Consider the following 13,949-nt stretch of genomic DNA (forward strand, 5'->3'; position numbering starts at 1 on the left):
TTGGGGGGTGGTCGGGTGTCCCGGCGGAGGGACGGGCGGGGACGGACGGGTGGGGCGGTACCGACCTACCCAGTCAGGGCGCGTCTCTCACGACCGCGGCCGAGGGCGGGGTCACGGCGGTGGCCCAGCGCACGGTCCCGGCCGCTCGCGCCGCCGCCCCCGTCGTCGTAGACCGGTGGTGTCGCGGAGCAGAACACGCAGCGGTCGCCGATGACGTCGATGCCGCACCAGTGGCAGGCGCTCTGCCGTACGGACGTGACCAGTTGGTAGAGGACCGAGAGGTCGGGGAGGTAGGCGCAGAACTCGGTCAGCCGCCCCGTCCCCCACCAGTCGGCGGACTCCGCGGGCAGCGCCGTCTCGCGCAGTCCCTGTACGCGCCAGGAGGGGGCGAGGGTGCCGGTGACCCAGTCGGAGGGGAGCTGGCCCTTGGCGACCAGCAGCGAGGTGCCGAACTCGGGTCCGGACAGGGCGGCTTCGGGGCCGATCCGCACGAGTTGCGGCTCGGGGTGGGCCACGACGCCGAACTGACTGCCGGGCACCCAGGACCTGGCGTGCGCCTTGAGGTCCACCGGGACGCGGTCGAGCCGGGCGACGGAGCCGAGCAGGGCGCCGGCGTGGATGTAGTGGGTGAGCAGGCGGCCGGCGGAGGCGAGGACGCCGGCACCGAGGTCGCAGGAGGCCAGCTGACGCAACTGGCGGGCCAGTACGGCGATGCCGAGCGGCGGGAGGGGCGGCCGGAACAGGGCGATGCGGTCGGTCTCCAGGAGGCCGCGGACCGTGTGGAGACGGCGTTCCACGCCTGCCGGGGCGGCCTGGGAGCACACCACGATCACGTGCCCGCACTGGTCGACCAGCGTCTGCAGCTCGGCCAGCACCTGATCCAAGGGACGCCGGTCGATGTCCTGGAGCACGGCCGCGGGCAGCGTCCGTTCGTCCTGCGGCGGCAGTGCCAGGTCGGCACTGGTCACGGCAATGGCAGTTGGCACGCGCGGCTCCCCGTCTCCCATTCCCGTCGGTCCGCCGGCGTTACTCCGGCACACCCGGATGACTTCACTGCGTGACTACCTGAGCACTGTATCCACGCGTCTGTGACCGGAGAACAGCGTTTCTGCAGCTGTGGAACAACTTGTGTTGCACAAGGTGCGCCAAAACGGGGCAGGTTGAGCATTTTCGAGCCCGCGCCGACCGTCCCGGCCCGGCCGCGAACTTGGTCCGTACCTACCTCTTGACACCTCAATTGGTCTGGACCACCTTGTACTTCAGCGGTGGCCACCGTCCCCATCCCGCCCCACCCCACACCGGAGGCAGCAGTGGACCCCGTACGCAGACGGCGCGGAAGACGTCTCGGCTCCTTGACGGGCGCCGTCACCGCCGCGCTGGCCCTCGCGTTCACGGCCGTAGGCCCGGCATCGGCCGCCGACGTCAACAACGCCAAGAACGCCGGTTTCGAGTCCGGTCTGAGCAACTGGACGTGCTCGGCGGGGAGCGGCACCACCGTCTCCTCCCCCGCGCACTCGGGCTCCGCCGCGCTGAAGGCCACCCCGGCCGGGCAGGACAACGCGCGCTGTTCGCAGAGCGTCGCGGTGAAGCCCAACTCGACGTACACGCTGAGCGCGTGGGTGCAGGGCGGCTACACCTACCTGGGCGTGACGGGCACCGGCACCACGGACGTGTCGACCTGGACGCCGGACTCGACCTCCTGGAAGCAGCTGAAGACCACCTTCAGCACCGGCTCCTCGACGACCTCCGTGACGGTCTACACGCACGGCTGGTACGGGCAGTCGGCGTACTACGTCGACGACCTGTCCGTCTTCGGCCCGGACGGGGGCGGTGGCGGCGACGACGGGAACCCCGACCCCACGGTCCCCGCGGCCCCGGCGGGCCTGAGCGTCTCCGGTACGACCCCGAACTCGGCCTCCCTCACCTGGAACACGGTCTCGGGCGCCACCGGCTACAACATCTACCGCGACGGCACGAAGGTCACCGCGGTGACCGGCACGTCGGCGACGGTGACCGGCCTCGCGGCCTCCACCTCGTACTCCTTCCAGGTCACGGCGACGAACGCGGCCGGTGAGTCGGCGAAGTCGGCGGCGGTGACGGCCCGCACCACGGCGCCGGACGACGGCGGCGGCAACGGCGGCGACCTGCCCAAGCACGCGGTGACCGGTTACTGGCAGAACTTCAACAACGGGGCGACGGTCCAGAAGATCTCCGACGTGCCGTCGGCGTACGACATCATCGCGGTGGCCTTCGCCGACGCGACCACGACGCCGGGCGCCGTCACCTTCAACCTCGACTCGGCCGGGCTCGGCGGCTACACGGTCGACCAGTTCAAGGCGGATGTGCGGGCCAAGCAGGCCGCGGGCAAGAAGGTCATCATCTCGGTGGGCGGCGAGAAGGGCACCGTCTCGGTGAACAGCGCCTCCTCCGCGACGAACTTCGCCAACTCGGTCTACTCGCTCATGCAGGAGTACGGCTTCGACGGCGTCGACATCGACCTGGAGAACGGTCTCAACCCGACCTACATGACCCAGGCCCTGCGCGCCCTGTCGGCGAAGGCCGGCCCGGACATGATCCTGACGATGGCCCCGCAGACCATCGACATGCAGTCGACGCAGGGCGGCTACTTCCAGACCGCGCTGAACGTGAAGGACATCCTCACGGTCGTCAACATGCAGTACTACAACAGCGGCACGATGCTGGGCTGCGACGGCAAGGTCTACGCCCAGGGCACGGTCGACTTCCTCACCGCCCTGGCCTGCATCCAGCTCGAGGGCGGCCTCGCCCCGTCCCAGGTGGGCCTCGGCCTGCCGGCCTCCACCCGCGCGGCGGGCGGCGGCTACGTCTCCCCGTCGGTGGTCAACGCCGCCCTGGACTGCCTAACCAAGGCGACCAACTGCGGCTCCTTCAAGCCCTCGAAGACGTACCCCGACCTGCGCGGCGCGATGACCTGGTCCACCAACTGGGACGCGACCGCGGGCAACGCGTGGTCGAGCTCGGTGGGCGCCCACGTCGACGCGATGCCGTAGCTCCGACCGACCCCGACACCCTGGCCCCTGCCCGCTGACACGCGGGCGGGGGCCTTTCGCCGGAAGGCCGGCCGCCTGCTGTGAAGTTCGTATGAAACATTTTGCGGGGGCCACCGCATTGGTGAGGTGAAGGCAGCAGACATCGGGGGCGCTGGGTATGGCACGGCAGAGACGGTCGGACGAGTACGCCGAGTTCGCGGCGGCGCGGGCCGGGCATCTGTTCCGGTCCGCCTGTCTGCTCACCGCCGGGGACACGCATCTGGCCGAGGATCTCGTGCAGGAGACCTTCGGGCGGCTGTACGTGCGGTGGGGACGCGTGTCGCGGGTGGAGAACCCGGCCGCCTACGCGCAGACCGTGCTCACCCGTGCCTTCCTCGCCCATCAGCGGCGGCGCAGCAGCGGGGAGCGGGCCACCGACGCGTTCCCGGAGCTGCCGGGCGCCGGTGACGGGGACGCCACGCTGCGGCTGACGTTGCTGGACGCGCTCGCGCGGCTGCCCGCCAAGGACCGGGCGGTCGTGGTCCTGCGGTACTGGGACGACCGCTCGGTCGAGCAGACCGCCGACGTGCTCGGCGTCAGTTCGGCGGCGGTGCGGACGCGGTGCTCGCGGGCGCTCGGCCGGCTGCGGGCGCTGCTGGGCGAGGATCTCGCGGAGTACGCCAGGCCCTGACGTCCGTTCGCCTTCCGTTTCGTCGTCTTCTCTCATCTCTCTTCACCCACGCGGAAAGGGTGGTTCGCCATGCCCGAAGAGCAGCACCAGGATCCTTTCGAGGAGCGGCTCGCCGCCGCGCTGCGCGACACCGGCGATGCGTTCCGGGCCGCCGACCGTACGGCCCTGGTCGACTCGGGGCGCAACCGCGGGCGCCGGGCGCTGACGCGGCGCCGTACCGGCGTGCTCGGCGGGGTGGCCGGGGTCGCCCTGATCGGGGTGGGCGGGGCGATGCTGCTGCCGTCGGGGGGCACCGACGACCGCGAGCAGTCCTCCGTGGCGTCCCAGGCCACCGCCGGCGCGTCCGCCTCGGCCGCCGCGGAGCCCGTTTCCGGCGACGCGATCCTCAAGTCGTTGAAGGAGCTGTTTCCGGCGGGGAAGTTCAGCGGGGAGGACGCGCGGGGCTCCGGTGAGAAGCCGGGGCCGTACGCGCAGGTCGTGTTCGACGACGGTGAGGGCGCGGCCGCGATCAGTCTGGGCTTCGGGCGGGTCGAGCCCAAGGGTGCGGAGGTGGGGCAGCTCACCCAGTGCCCGGACGAGACCTTCGTCCCGTACGACTCCTGCGACTCCAGCCGGCTGGACGACGGCTCGACGCTCAGGCTGCTGCAGGGCTACGAGTATCCCGACCGGCGGGTCGACACCAAGCTCTGGTCCGCGGACCTCGTCACGGCCGAGGGGCAGCACGTCAGCGTGAGCGAGTGGAACTCCTCCGCCCAGAAGGGCGCGCCCGTCACGCGGGAGGACCCGCCGTTGTCGACCGAGGCGTTGAAGAAGCTGGTCACGGCCGACGTGTGGCGCGACGTGGTGGCGGCCACGCCGCTCCGGCCGACGCCGACCGCCGCCGGTGCCCCCGAGAAGGAGCGGCCGCCCGCCGTGTCGGGCAAGGACATCACCGAAACGCTCGTCGGGCTGCTTCCCGCCGGGCTGGACGTGGTCAAGAAGGGTGGTCAGGACACCGAGTACTCCTACGTCGTCGTCGACGACGGGCGTGGCGCGAGTCTCGTCCAGGTCAATGTGCAGCACGGCATGGACGATGTCGCCGGCCAGCTCTACGCCTCCGGTGAGACCCTTTCCGACGGCACGCGTGTCGCCACGCACCAGGGGGTCGGCGACGACCGGGTTCCGGGCGTTCTGATGTGGACGGTCGACACCATGCGGCCCGGTGACGACGGCTTCCGTGTGGTGATCAGCGAGTTCAACAACGGTTCCGCCCACGGCCGGCCCACCCGCGAGGCTCCCGCGCTGACCATGGACCAGCTGCGGGAGATCGCGCTCAGTGAGGAGTGGGACAAGCTGCGGTAGGAGGCGGGTACGGCCCGGGGCGACCGGCTGCTCCTGCCTCGGCCGACGTCTTCCGTACGCCCGCCCGCCGGCCCGAAGTCTGCGCGTTCGACCACCCACTCTGCCCGCGCGCACCTGGCTGCGCACACGGTGCGGAGGTATCCAGGAGAGTCCCGTCCTCGTCCGGACACCACCGCACAGTCAGGGAAGAGGTACTCCGTTGCGCGATCAGGCCGTCGACAAGACCACCGGAGGCGGCGCCGGTCGGCAGCCGCATCGTCAGCGCCCGGCACGCGACAGGACCGCGCCGCGCGGGCTCCCCGGGGCCCAGGCCTCGCTGGGCAATGCCGGAGTCGTCCAGATGCTGCGCATGGCCGGACACCCCTGGGCACAGGAACGGCACCCGCACGGACCCGGCTGCGGACACCGGGCCCCGGCGCCCTCGGGCGGCCTCGGTACGCCCGCGGTGCAGCGGCGGATCAGCGTGCGGGGCCCGCAGTCGGCGACCCCACAGGGCATGAGCAGCGCCGGGGACGTGAAGGAGTTCCTCTCCCGGAACGGGGTGACGGTACGCGCCGAGTACGCCAAGCGCTACCGGGTGAGCGAGGCGCTCGCGGCAAGCGTGCACTATCGGCTCGACGACACGATCGACGAAATGCTGCGCGACAGTGATTCTCGCGTCTACGACGACAACGAAGGCGGCGCGAAGAGGCTGGCCGCCGACATCTGCGACCGGATCGGCCCGCCCACCGGGGAAACGGCCGGCGCCCCCGTGGGCCAGGCGCCGCTCCGCAATCCGGCCTCCCCCTTCTCGCGCAGGCCGACCGCCGCCGGATCCGGCAGCACGACCGGCGCCGGATCCGGCCGGAGGGGCCTCATGGACTCCGTGGCAGGCAGGGCCGCGGACGCAATGGCCGATGCCACGCCGCGTACTACGGCGGCGGAGGCGGCGATGCAGGGGGCGACTGGGGCGCTCACCGGACGCCTCGACGCACTTTCCGGCAACGTGTCCAAGTGGGACGAGATCAGGGACGGCGTCCGCTGGGCCGCGTACCTCGCCTCCGAGGCGGATGTCGAAAAGGCGGACGGCATCGTGCAGAGGATCGCGGCGCAAAGCCCGGGGGAAGGTGAAAGGCTCACTCAGAACTGGCATGAAATGAAACGGGCGTTCGGCACGAACGCCGCCGCCAAGACAGCCAGTTCTCTGGGCGTCGGTACGATGCTGGGCCGACTCGCGGGCGCGTTCATTCCCGGCGGTCAGGTGGTCTCCACGGCTGCCGGAATGGTCTCGCTCGGCAATAACCTGGCCGAACTCAGCCAGCAGGTCAAGCGGTTCGAGCAGCAGCACCCCCAGGTTGTACGGGCGGTCAGGGAACACCAGGGGCACTCCCTGGAGAAGCTCAGCGAACGGGCACACGAAGCGACCATGGACGTGCAGATGCAGTCGATGGGCTTCTGAGGCGACGCCCCGGACCGGCCGGGACCGGTCGTCAGAAGAACTCCGACCACGGCTGGTCCCAGATCTGCTTCACACACAGCACCAGGAACAGCAGCCCTGCGACGACCAGCATGCCGTTGCTGAGGCTGCCGTTGCGCCACTCGCGCGGGGTGCGGGAGGAGTTGAGGAGCCACATCAGGGTGAGGGCCAGGAAGGGCATGAAGGCGGCGCCCAGGACGCCGTAGATGATGATCAGGCGGAAGGGCTCGTCCTGGAAGAGCAGGATGATGGGCGGGAAGGTGAGCCAGAGCAGGTAGGCGCGGAAGGCCCAGGAGCGTTCGCGGCGGCCCGAGGCCAACTCGTCGCCCCGTGCCTCCCGTTCGCCGCGCCGGCGGGCCAGGAAGTCGGCGAACATCAGGCTCACGCCGTGCCAGACGCCGATCAGCGAGGTGAAGGAGGTGGCGAAGAAGCCGATGAGGAAGAGCTTGCCGGTCGCCGTGCCGTACTGCGCCTCCAGGATGTCGCCGAGCTGGATCAGGCCCTTGTCGCCGCTCGCGATCGCGATGCCTGCCGAGTGGAGCAGTTCGGCGCCGACGAAGAGCATCGCGACGACGAAGATGCCGGTCGTGACGTAGGCGACCCGGTTGTCCAGGCGCATGACCTTCATCCAGCCGGTGTTGGTCCAGCCCTTGGCGTTGACCCAGTAGCCGTACGCGGCCAGCGTGATGGTGCCGCCCACGCCGCCGATCAGGCCCAGCGTGTTGAGAACCGAGTCCTTCTCGTCCGGGAGGACCGGGAGGAGTCCGGCGAAGGCGTCGCCCAGGTTGGGCGTGACGCGGATCGCCAGGTACACCGTGACGACGAACATGACGCCCACCAGGACGGTCATGACCTTCTCGAAGACGTTGTACTTGTTGAACCAGACGAAGACCAGGCCCACCAGGCCGCAGGCGATGCCCCACCATTCCAGGCCCATCACGTCCGGGAAGAGGGCCTGGAGGGGCAGGGCGCTGGACGACATCGCCGCGGCGCCGTAGACGAAGCCCCAGATCACGGCGTAGATCGCGAAGAACCACGTGGTCCAGGGGCCGATGCTGGCCCAGCCGTCGAAGAGTGTGCGGCCGGTGGCAAGGTGCCAGCGGCCGCACGCCTCGGCGAGGGAGATCTTCACGAGGCAGCCGATGACCGCCGCCCACAGCAGGGTGTAGCCGAAGTTGCTGCCCGCGATGAGGGTGGCCACGAGGTCGCCGGCGCCGACGCCGGTGGCGGCGACGACGATGCCGGGACCGATGTAGCGCCAACTGGACTTACGGGGGGCCGAGTCGGCACCGCCCATCACGCCTGCGTCTGAGGTGTTGCCCGTGGTGTCCGCCATGGAGGTCAAGAAAGCCCATGGTCGCCGGTGCGACAAGAGGGCGTGCACGGATCTTCACCCGATGCGCCTACTCGGCGCGGGCGGTGGCCTCCTCGGCGTCCTTCGCGTCGTTCGCGTCCTTCGTGTCCTCTGTGTCCTCCGCGTCCTTCGCTTCCTTGGAGGCGGCTTCGGTTTCGGCTTCGGCGGCCCCGCCCGCTTCGGGCCCGGTCTCCGCCTCGCCGTCCTCGAAGTACGCGTCGAGGACCTCGTCCAGGGCCGACTCCCACTCCGGGAAGCGGCTTCGGGACGCGGCCTCGATCTCGATCGGGTACCAGCGGCGGTCCGGCGTGTGCACCGTCACCGTGAACCGCTTGCCGAAGCGTCCCGTCTCCGTCTCGACGGCCCCGACCTCGTCCCAGCGGAACTCACAGCTCTGGTCGTCGAGGGAGAGACGTACGCCCTTGTGGTCGGCGACGATCCTGGCGCGGCGGTCGGAGGCCTCGAAGACCGGGCCGTCCACGGGGGCCTCGTCCTCCGGTTCCGCGGCGTCCTCGGCGAGCGGTTCGCCGACGGGCGAGGGCTCCGACGAGGGCTCCGAGGGCTGCTCGGACTCCGCGCCGGCGTCCTTCTCCGCCTCGTCGCGTCTCGCGTCCTCCGGCTCACCGGACACGGGTGCGGTGAGCCCGGGGATGAATGCCGGGTCGAATCCGGCGCCTTCCAGGGGCTGGCTCGTCGATCCTCTGCGCTGCTCCACGCGGGCAGTATGGTCGACGATCCTGTGTCGGGCACAGCCAGCCCCAACTTCGTTATCAGACGCCTACACGAGCCACCTACACGAGCCGCCTACACGAACAGGCTCACCACCGCCGCCACCACGAACCCGGCGACCGACAGCACGCTCTCCAGCACGGTCCACGTCTTGAGCGTGTCCCGCTCGCTGATGCCGAAGTACTTGGCGACCATCCAGAACCCGCCGTCGTTGACGTGCGAGGCGAAGATGGAGCCCGCGGAGATGGCCATGATGACCAGGGCGACGAACGCCTGCGAGTGGTCGCCCTCGGCGAGCAGCGGCGCCACGATGCCCGCCGTCGTCACGATGGCCACCGTCGCCGAGCCCTGGGCGACCCGCAGCACCACGGAGATCAGGTAGGCGAGGACGATCACCGGCAGGCCGACGTCGTTGAAGGTGTCGGAGAGGGCCTGGGCGACGCCGCTGGCCTTGAGGACGGCGCCGAAGACACCGCCGGCGCCGACCACCAGCAGGATGTTGCCGACCGGCTTCAGCGAGGCCGTCGAGACGGTCTCCAGGGACTTGCGGGACCAGCCGCGCCGGATGCCGAGGAGGTAGTAGGCGAGGAGCAGGGCGATGGTCAGGGCGACGAACGGGTTGCCGAAGAACTCGATCACCGAGCGGAGGGTGGACGGGTCCAGGGCGATGGAGGAGAAGGTCGCGGCGAGGATCAGGATCAGCGGGGTGCCGATGATGCCGATGACGGTGCCGAGCGCGACCGGGGTCTCGTGCGGCGCGACGCCGGCCTTGCGCTGCTCCTCGACGACGGCCTGCTTGGCCTCCTCGGACGCCTCGACCATGTCCTGCGGCACGGGCACGAAGATGCGGCGGCCGATCCACGCGGAGAACACCCAGGCGGCGAGGACGGCGGGGATGCCGCAGACGATGCCCATGAGGATGATCCAGCCGAGCTTGACGTTCAGCAGTCCGGCGGCGGCCACCGGGCCGGGGTGCGGCGGCAGGAAGGCATGGGTCATGGAGAGGCCGGCCAGCAGCGGCAGGCAGTAGAGCAGGATCGACTTGCCGGAGCGCTTGGCGGCGGCGTAGACGATGGGCGCGAGGACGAAGATGCCCACGTCGAAGAAGACCGGGATGCCGAAGATCAGGCCGGTGAGGCCCATGGCGAGCGGGGCGCGCTTCTCCCCAAAGAGGCCGAGCAGGCGGGAGGCCAGCACCTGGGCGCCGCCGCTGACTTCGAGGATCGCGCCGAGCATGGTGCCCAGGCCGATGATGATGGCGACGTGGCCGAGGATGCCGCCCATGCCGGACTCGATGGTCGAGACGGCGTCGGACTTCTGGACGGTGCCGAAGAGTTCGGTGACCGACAGGCCGGCGAGCAGGCCGACGGCTATGGAGACGGCGAGCAGCGCGACGAAGGGCTGCAGCCGCACCTTGATGATGAGGAAGAGCAGCAGCGCGATGCCGATGGCGGCGACGGTCAGCAGTCCGGCGGTGCCGTCGATCAGGGTGAGCAGACCGCCGGTGTGGGGTGGGGCCTCGGAGGCGGCGGCAAGAGGGAGGGACGAGTAGGACATACGGGGGTCCTCTGGATAAGTACATGGAGCTTTCGGGCAGGGAGGAGCGCGGCACGGCGCCCCAAGGGGTGGGGGACGCCGTGCCGTTCACAGACAGTCAGACAGGCGGAGAGGGAGGGGCGGTCAGCCGAGGACGGCGAGCGCGTCGATCTCGATGAGGAGGCCGGCGGGCAGACCGACGTAGACGGTCGTGCGCGCGGCGGGCGGCTGGGTGAGGCCCTGCTCCTCGAAGTAGGCGTTGTAGATCTCGTTCATCTCGGCGAAGTGGCCGACGTCCGTGAGGTAGACGCGGAGCATCATCACGTCGTCCCAGGAGGCGCCGCCCTCCTCCAGGATCGCCTTGACGTTGGCGAGGGTCTGGAGGGTCTGCTCGCGCAGGGTCGGACCGGCCGGGGTGGGGGCCTTGCCCTCCTCGTGGGGGAGGAAGCCGACCTGGCCGGCGACCTGGAGGATGTTGCCCTTCTTCACGCCGTGGCTGAACTTCGCCGGGGGGACGGTGTGGGTCGCGGGGACGAGAGCGATCTTGTCGGTCATGCGGTGACTTCCTTGACTGGGGTCCTGCCGGAGTACTCGCCGCTGATGGCGTCCGCCGTACGGCGCACCAGCGGGAGCAGGGTGAGGAGTTCGTCGGCGGTGACGACCACGTTCGGCGCGGAGACCGACATGGCGGCGACCACCCGGCCGTCGGCGCCCCGGATGGGCGCGGCGACGCAGTTGATGGACTCCTCGTGGCCACCGAGGTCGGTGGCCCAGCCCTGTTCGCGCACCTTGGCCAGTTCCTTGAGGAACCCTTCGGCATTCGGTGTCGACCGGGCCGTGTACATGGGGTAGTCGAGCTTCTCGACCACGGCGCGGCGTTCGTTCTCGGGGAGGTCGGCGAGCAGGAGTTTGGCCACGGCCGCCACCGTGATGGCGACGGGCTTGCCGATCCGGGAGTACATGCGGACCGGGTAGCGGCTCTCGACCTTGTCGATGTAGAGGACCTCGTCCTCCTCGTGGACGGCGAGGTGGACGGTGTGGCCGACCTGTTCGTTGAGGCGTACGAGGTGGGGGTGGGCGATCTCGCGGACGTCCAGGTTCTCCATCGCCTCCTGGGCGAGGGAGATGAGCCGGGCGCCGAGGCGGTAGCGCTGGTCGGCCTGGCGGTAGACGAAGCCGTGGTCGTGGAGGGTGCGCAGCAGGCGCAGGGCCGTGGACTTGTGCACGCCGAGGCGGTCGGCGACCCGGCCCAGGTCGGCGGGGCCCTCGGCGAGCAGCGGCAGGATGCTGAGCGCGCGGTCGACGGTCTGACTCATGGTGTGCGTACCTCCTCGTCGGCCCCTTCGCCCGCCCTGTCGCCGGGCCTTTCGCCGTGCTGTGTCCAGCCGGGGCCGAGTCGCAGTCTCCCCCACGCGGTGTCGTCCAGTGCGGCCAGGCGGTCGGCGTGGTCGCGGGCGGGGGGCGCGGCGAGGTCGCCGGGGACGGTGAGGGCGGCGGCGGCCCAGAGGTGGCCGTGGCGCAGGCGCTCGCGTACGGGCCGCTCGCGCAGGGTGGCGGAGAGGAACCCGGCGGCGAAGGCGTCGCCCGCGCCGACGGCGGCGACGACGTCGACGTGCAGGGCGGGCACGGAGGTGACCTGGTCCCCGTGGTACGCGGTGGCGCCGGTCGCGCCCTGTTTGACGACGAGCACCGCCGGCTCGGGCAGCGCCGCGCGTACGGCCTCGGGTCCGTCGAGGCCCCAGGCGTCCCGCGCCTCGTCGTCGCCGACGAAGACCAGGTCGGCGCCGCGGGCCAGCTCCAGGAGCACCTCGGGACCGTGGCCGTCGCCGGCGTCGCGCCACAGGCCGGGGCGGTGGTTGACGTCGAAGGAGACGAGGGGGCGGCCGGGGCGGCGGGCGGTCAGCTCGCGCGTCAGGCCGAGGCAGCCGGCGGACAGCGCGGGCGTGATGCCGGACAGGTGCAGGACGCGGCCGGAGCGGACGGCGTCGAGGTCCATGGTGTCGACGGACATCGCGGAGGCGGCCGAGCCCGCCCGGTAGTAGGCGACCTCGTGGGCGTCGGTGGCCCGGTCGCCCGCCGTGCGGAAGTAGACGCCGGTCGGGCGGGCGGGATCGCGGCGGACGGCGCCGACGTCGACGCCGTAGGCGCCGATCGCCTCGACGAGGTGGTCGCCGAAGCCGTCGGCGCCGACCCGGCCGGCCCAGCGGACGGAGTGTCCGGCGGCGGCGAGCACGCAGGCCACGTTGGACTCGGCGCCGCCGATGGCCCGGTCGAAGGAGGGGACGTCGGCGAGGCGGCCGGGTACGGAGGGGAGGAAGGTGACCATGGACTCGCCGAGCGCGACGACGTCCACGACGTCGGGGGCGGTGCTGCGGGGTCCGTCGACGGTCACGATGGTCCTGGCTCCTCTGCGTCTCGCGGGCGGCGGCTCCGTTGACCCCGCGTTCGCCGAGATGTTAGACAGCAGTAAGCGATATACGCAACGACTGTTGCAAGCTTTGCAACAGATCAGATCAGGGAGGCTCCATGGCCCTCGACAACGGCCCCGTCCATGGCCGCGAAGCCCTCGCCGAGCTGGCCGGGGAGCGCGTCGACCACCGTTTCAAGGGCCTCCCGCCGGACGCGTACGGCCTGACCCTGGCCGAACTGGCCGGACGGCGCCGCAACCTCTTCACCGACGGCTTCGCCACCCCCGTGCTCGCGCTCTCCGCCGAGCGCCTGGAGCACAACCTGAAGCTCATGGAGACGTACGCCGCCCGGCACGGCCTCGCGTTCGCGCCGCACGGCAAGACCTCCATGGCCCCGCAGCTCTTCCACCGCCAGATCGAGCACGGCGCCTGGGGCATCACCCTCGCGGTGCCGCACCAGGTGTGGGTGGCACGGGCCTTCGGCATCGGGCGGATCTTCCTGGCCAACGAACTGGTCGACGCCGCCGCGCTGCGCCGCCTCGCGGCCGAACTGGACGCCGACCCGGAGTTCCGCTTCGTCTGCTACGTCGACTCCGTGCGCGGCGTCGAGCTGATGGACGCGGCCCTGACCGCGGCGGGGGCCGCCCGCCCGGTGGACGTCGTGGTCGAGCTGGGCGCCGGTGCGGGCGCGCGGACCGGGGCCCGTACGGAGGCGGACTGCGCGGCGGTCGCCGACGCGGTGGCCGGGACGCGGACGCTGCGGCTGGCGGGGGTCGCCGGGTACGAGGGCGAGGTGCCGGACGCCGACCCGGAGCGTGTGCACGCGTGGCTGCGGCGGCTGGTCGCGCTGGCGGCCGACTTCGACAGGGCCGGCCGGTTCGAGGGCCTGGACGAGATCGTGCTGAGCGCGGGCGGCAGCGCCTGGTTCGACGCGGTGGCCGACGTGTTCGCCGAGGTGCCCGGCCTCTCCCGGCCCGTACTCAAGCTGCTGCGCTCCGGCGCGTACGTCTCCCACGACGACGGGCACTACCGGGAGGTGACCCCCTTCAACCGCGTCCCCGCCGAGGGCGCCCTGGAGCCCGCGTTCCGGCTGTGGACGCAGGTGGTCTCCCGCCCCTCCGCCGAGCAGGCCTTCGCCAACGCGGGCAAGCGGGACGCGGCGTACGACCTCGACCTGCCCTTCGCCCAGGTGGTCCGCCCGGCCGACGGCGGCCCCGAGCGCCCCGCGGCCGGCATCGCCGTGAGCGGCCTGTCCGACCAGCACGCCTGGCTGCGCACCGGCCCCGGGGCGGAGCTGGAGGTGGGCGACTGGGTGGGCCTGGGTCTGTCCCACCCCTGCACGTCCTTCGACAAGTGGCAGCTCATCCCGGTCGCCGAGGCGGACGGGACGGTCGTCGACTACATCCGCACGTTCTTCTGAGCCATC

The 13,949-nt window shown here is 71.3% G+C and carries 12 protein-coding genes; 5 read left to right on the plus strand and 7 right to left on the minus strand.

Annotated features, from left to right (window positions below):
- Nucleotides 1-65 precede the first annotated feature (65 nt).
- Entirely contained in the window at nt 66-1,007 is a 942-nt protein-coding gene (locus D1J63_RS13230) for a hypothetical protein (protein WP_102927121.1), read from the minus strand.
- A 303-nt stretch (nt 1,008-1,310) separates the two neighbouring features.
- On the opposite strand from D1J63_RS13230, the gene D1J63_RS13240 reads away from it, so the two are divergent.
- The 4 genes from D1J63_RS13240 to D1J63_RS36900 all read left to right on the plus strand — a co-directional run bounded on the left by D1J63_RS13240 (nt 1,311) and on the right by D1J63_RS36900 (nt 6,478).
- The gene (locus tag D1J63_RS13240) at nt 1,311-3,029 is read left to right on the plus strand and encodes a glycoside hydrolase family 18 protein (RefSeq protein WP_125629034.1); all 1,719 of its coding nucleotides are present in this window, start codon (nt 1,311-1,313) and stop codon (nt 3,027-3,029) included.
- Between the two features lie 157 nt (nt 3,030-3,186).
- Nucleotides 3,187-3,699: a SigE family RNA polymerase sigma factor gene (locus D1J63_RS13245; RefSeq protein WP_125629035.1), complete on the plus strand. Its 513-nt coding sequence runs from the start codon at nt 3,187-3,189 to the stop codon at nt 3,697-3,699.
- A gap of 69 nt (nt 3,700-3,768) precedes the next feature.
- On the plus strand, nt 3,769-5,040 hold the full coding sequence (locus tag D1J63_RS13250; RefSeq protein WP_125629036.1) for a hypothetical protein: 1,272 nt from the start codon (nt 3,769-3,771) through the stop codon (nt 5,038-5,040).
- Nucleotides 5,041-5,239: 199 nt separating this feature from the next.
- Nucleotides 5,240-6,478 (plus strand): hypothetical protein, encoded by a 1,239-nt coding sequence (locus D1J63_RS36900; protein WP_206436768.1) that lies wholly within the window; start codon nt 5,240-5,242, stop codon nt 6,476-6,478.
- A gap of 31 nt (nt 6,479-6,509) precedes the next feature.
- Here the strand turns inward: D1J63_RS36900 and D1J63_RS13260 are convergent, their stop codons facing one another.
- From D1J63_RS13260 to D1J63_RS13285, 6 genes are all read right to left on the minus strand, one after another.
- Nucleotides 6,510-7,832 carry an Nramp family divalent metal transporter gene (locus D1J63_RS13260; RefSeq protein ID WP_164712826.1) on the minus strand — a complete coding sequence of 441 codons (1,323 nt, stop codon included), beginning with the start codon at nt 7,830-7,832 and terminating at the stop codon, nt 6,510-6,512.
- A 67-nt stretch (nt 7,833-7,899) separates the two neighbouring features.
- Entirely contained in the window at nt 7,900-8,565 is a 666-nt protein-coding gene (locus D1J63_RS13265) for a hypothetical protein (protein WP_125629038.1), read from the minus strand.
- A gap of 89 nt (nt 8,566-8,654) precedes the next feature.
- Entirely contained in the window at nt 8,655-10,136 is a 1,482-nt protein-coding gene (locus D1J63_RS13270; RefSeq protein ID WP_102928256.1) for a gluconate:H+ symporter, read from the minus strand.
- 123 nt (nt 10,137-10,259) lie between these two features.
- Entirely contained in the window at nt 10,260-10,670 is a 411-nt protein-coding gene (locus D1J63_RS13275; protein ID WP_102928255.1) for a RidA family protein, read from the minus strand.
- On the minus strand, nt 10,667-11,431 hold the full coding sequence (locus tag D1J63_RS13280) for an IclR family transcriptional regulator (RefSeq protein WP_125629039.1): 765 nt from the start codon (nt 11,429-11,431) through the stop codon (nt 10,667-10,669). Before D1J63_RS13280 ends, D1J63_RS13275 begins: the two co-directional genes overlap by 4 nt.
- Entirely contained in the window at nt 11,428-12,507 is a 1,080-nt protein-coding gene (locus D1J63_RS13285; protein ID WP_125629040.1) for a sugar kinase, read from the minus strand. The genes D1J63_RS13280 and D1J63_RS13285 overlap by 4 nt, the downstream gene beginning before the upstream one ends.
- 134 nt (nt 12,508-12,641) lie before the next feature.
- On the opposite strand from D1J63_RS13285, the gene D1J63_RS13290 reads away from it, so the two are divergent.
- Nucleotides 12,642-13,943, plus strand: coding sequence for an alanine racemase (locus D1J63_RS13290; protein ID WP_125629041.1), 1,302 nt, complete (start codon nt 12,642-12,644; stop codon nt 13,941-13,943).
- Nucleotides 13,944-13,949 lie beyond the last annotated feature (6 nt).

Origin of the sequence: Streptomyces sp. KPB2 (genome assembly GCF_003950055.1) — a bacterium.
GTDB classification, from domain to species: domain Bacteria; phylum Actinomycetota; class Actinomycetes; order Streptomycetales; family Streptomycetaceae; genus Streptomyces; species Streptomyces salinarius.

Coding starts and splice junctions, on each gene's coding strand:
- D1J63_RS13280 (WP_125629039.1), bottom strand. CDS start 11,431: ATGAGTCAGACCGTCGACCGCGCGCTCAGCATCCTGCCGCTGCTCGCC.
- D1J63_RS13230 (WP_102927121.1), bottom strand. CDS start 1,007: ATGGGAGACGGGGAGCCGCGCGTGCCAACTGCCATTGCCGTGACCAGT.
- D1J63_RS13275 (WP_102928255.1), bottom strand. CDS start 10,670: ATGACCGACAAGATCGCTCTCGTCCCCGCGACCCACACCGTCCCCCCG.
- D1J63_RS13270 (WP_102928256.1), bottom strand. CDS start 10,136: ATGTCCTACTCGTCCCTCCCTCTTGCCGCCGCCTCCGAGGCCCCACCC.
- D1J63_RS13290 (WP_125629041.1), top strand. CDS start 12,642: ATGGCCCTCGACAACGGCCCCGTCCATGGCCGCGAAGCCCTCGCCGAG.
- D1J63_RS13260 (WP_164712826.1), bottom strand. CDS start 7,832: ATGGCGGACACCACGGGCAACACCTCAGACGCAGGCGTGATGGGCGGT.
- D1J63_RS13250 (WP_125629036.1), top strand. CDS start 3,769: ATGCCCGAAGAGCAGCACCAGGATCCTTTCGAGGAGCGGCTCGCCGCC.
- D1J63_RS13245 (WP_125629035.1), top strand. CDS start 3,187: ATGGCACGGCAGAGACGGTCGGACGAGTACGCCGAGTTCGCGGCGGCG.